Here is a 2,691-nt window from a genome sequence, read left to right as displayed (position 1 = left end):
GGTATACCCTGCCCTGTTTGAGAATGGCAAAACGCCCAAAGGATTTTTGCAGGTAGAAAATACTTTTTTCATTAATCCCAACAACGATAATTTCTTCCAGCAATCAGCCGCCTACGCTGCCTTCTTTAAGATCAAAGAAGTTTCACTGAGCTATTACTCAGAGCTGGCAGCGCTGGAAGCCGGTACAGACCAGTTCTTCCACGTATATCCCTTTGGTGCAGTGGAAATAGACCTGACCGCAAACGATAATAGTAAAGTAAAATCTTTCACCCAGCTCAATGATGTGGTGATCCCCATTAAACAGCTGCCTTCCCGTTTTGGCCGTAAAGCAGCTGATCTGCTGGTAGATGCAAAAGGATCCTTACTGCCGCAGTTCACCTGGACAAGCCTCTACAGCCAGTACGACCAGCAAACGGATAGTAACGGCACTGTGGATACCTCTGCAGGCTTAGCCACCAAACCCACACTGGATGCTGAACCACAACCGGCAGGTGCGGCCATCACTAAAGCCAAATCCAAGGCCCTGGCCCGCAGTGCCAGCGACCGGTACTTAGCGCAATTATTGCTGAGCGCCAGCGGTATTGATACCGGCACACAGCTGAACCAATACTCCGGCGATATACAGGAAGAAGGCATGTTATTCATCGGGCTGGAAAAGGTACAGCCCCTGCAAACGCTTTCCCTCCTGTTCCAGTTTGCAGAAGGTACGGCTAAGGATGAAGAAAATGATCCGCCGCCGGTGCACTGGTCATACCTGAGCAATAATGAATGGCGCCCGCTGAGAGGCGAAGCCATTGTGTTTGACGGCACCTTCGATTTTCAGACCACCGGCATTATTAAAATAGATGTACCGGAAGATGCTACCAATAACAACACCATTATTACCGGCGGCCTGCACTGGTTTTGCGCCAGCGTAACTGCACATGCAGACCGTTTCCCCATGCTGGTGGATGTAGTGGCACAGGCGGTGGAAGTAGTATTTGATGATAACGGTAACGCCCCTTCGCATTTTGATAACGCGCTGCCCGCAGGCAGCATCAGCAAGCTGTCTGTAAAGGTGGCGGAAGTAAGTAAAGTATTGCAGCCCTTTGCTTCCTTTGATGGCAAACATGCAGAGGCAGGCAAGGAATTTTATACCCGTGTAAGCGAGCGCCTGCGCCATAAGGCACGCGCCATTAACGCATGGGATTATGAGCACCTGGTGCTGGACCGTTTCCCCAGCATTTATAAAGTGAAATGCATTCCGCATACCGATCCCAATTGCCTGTGCAGGGAACATACGGAACTAAATTCAGACGGCATGCCGGAAACCACCTGCTGCGGCCCGCAGGTAACACCGGGGCACGTACTGCTGGTGGCAATAGCCAACCTGAAGAACCGGAATGCTATTAACCCCTTGCAGCCTAAAACCAGCCGCCGTACCCTGCTGGAGATCGAAGCCTACCTGAAAAAACGCAGCTCACCCTTTGTACAGATCAGGGCGCGTAACCCGCTGTATGAGCAGGTGCTTACCTTTTTCCGTGTAAAATTTGTATCCGGTACAGATAAAGGCTTTTTCCTGAAAAAGCTGAATGAGGAGCTGGTACAGTTCCTGACCCCCTGGGCCTTTGATGAAAATGCAGATGTGAAGTTCGGGCAAAAGATCTACGCATCTTCCATTGTAAATTTCATTGAAGAAAGGCCGTATGTAGATTTCATTACTGACTTCCTGCTGTTTGTATGTAAGGATGAATGTTGTCCGCCGGAAACAGATAATGAGCGTGATGATGACCAGGGCAATAACGACATGCCGGAAGTACTGAACCAGCTAACCGGCTGCGACGATGTAGAACGCCTGTTGCAGGACCAGCTGAACTTTATTGGTGTGGTAGTAGCGCAGCCCTCTACCCCACGCTCCATACTGGTATCAGTACCTAAACATATTATTATACCTTATGAGGAGCCGGTTAAACCATCACGCTGCGAGCAAAGAGTGGCCACCAGAACGCCGGTACCCGGCCCTGTAGCCAATGTTCCGCGCACGCCGCAGGCCACTGACCCGGTACCGCCTAAACCTGCAACAGATACCAAACCACCGGTAAGCACCGCGCCGGATAAGGTAACAACGGCTGATAAAGCAGCTGCGGAGAAAGCGGCGGCTGAAAAGCTGGCGGCTGAGAAATTGGCTGCCGGCAAAGTTGCTGCTGAAAAAACAGCTGCCGATAAACTGGCCGCGGAGAAAGTTGCTGCAGAAAAAGCAACCGCCGATAAAGCAGCCGCAGAGAAATTGGCAGCCGGGAAAGTTGCTGCAGAAAAAACAGCCGCTGATAAAGCCGCAGCGGAGAAGCTGGCTGCCGGTAAACCAGCAGTGGATACTCCCGTAACAGATAAAACAGCACCAGCCGGTCCAACGGTAAACCCTGCGGCAAAGGATACTATTCCTCCGGCCAAAACAGCAGCAACCGATAAACCGGCGGCGCCTGAAAAAGCGCCCGCAGCACCACTGAAGCTAACCGGCACTAAAAAGAAAACGGACAAGAAGAACCCCAAATGATCTATTCCCATAAAATAAGCTGACATGCAAGAGCCAGTTAATTTAATAAAATCCAATCCGCTGCTGCCCGCAGAAGATTATCCAGCGTTACGCGACAAAGGCATACAATACATTTCAAAACTGGGCAGCGATATCTGGACGGATTATAATAATTCAGA

The 2,691-nt window shown here is 50.7% G+C and carries 1 protein-coding gene; it reads right to left on the bottom strand.

Annotation, left to right across the window (positions count from 1 at the left end; translation table 11 throughout):
* Nucleotides 1–1,932: 1,932 nt before the first annotated feature.
* Nucleotides 1,933–2,544 (bottom strand): pentapeptide repeat-containing protein, encoded by a 612-nt coding sequence (locus tag VIM87_RS31375; protein ID WP_414649569.1) that lies wholly within the window; start codon nucleotides 2,542–2,544, stop codon nucleotides 1,933–1,935.
* Nucleotides 2,545–2,691: the final 147 nt, after the last annotated feature.

The sequence above is a fragment of the Chitinophaga sp. genome (genome assembly GCF_036569125.1).
Taxonomy (GTDB): Bacteria; Bacteroidota; Bacteroidia; order Chitinophagales; family Chitinophagaceae; genus Chitinophaga.
This window is presented reverse-complemented; position numbering and strand designations above follow the sequence as displayed.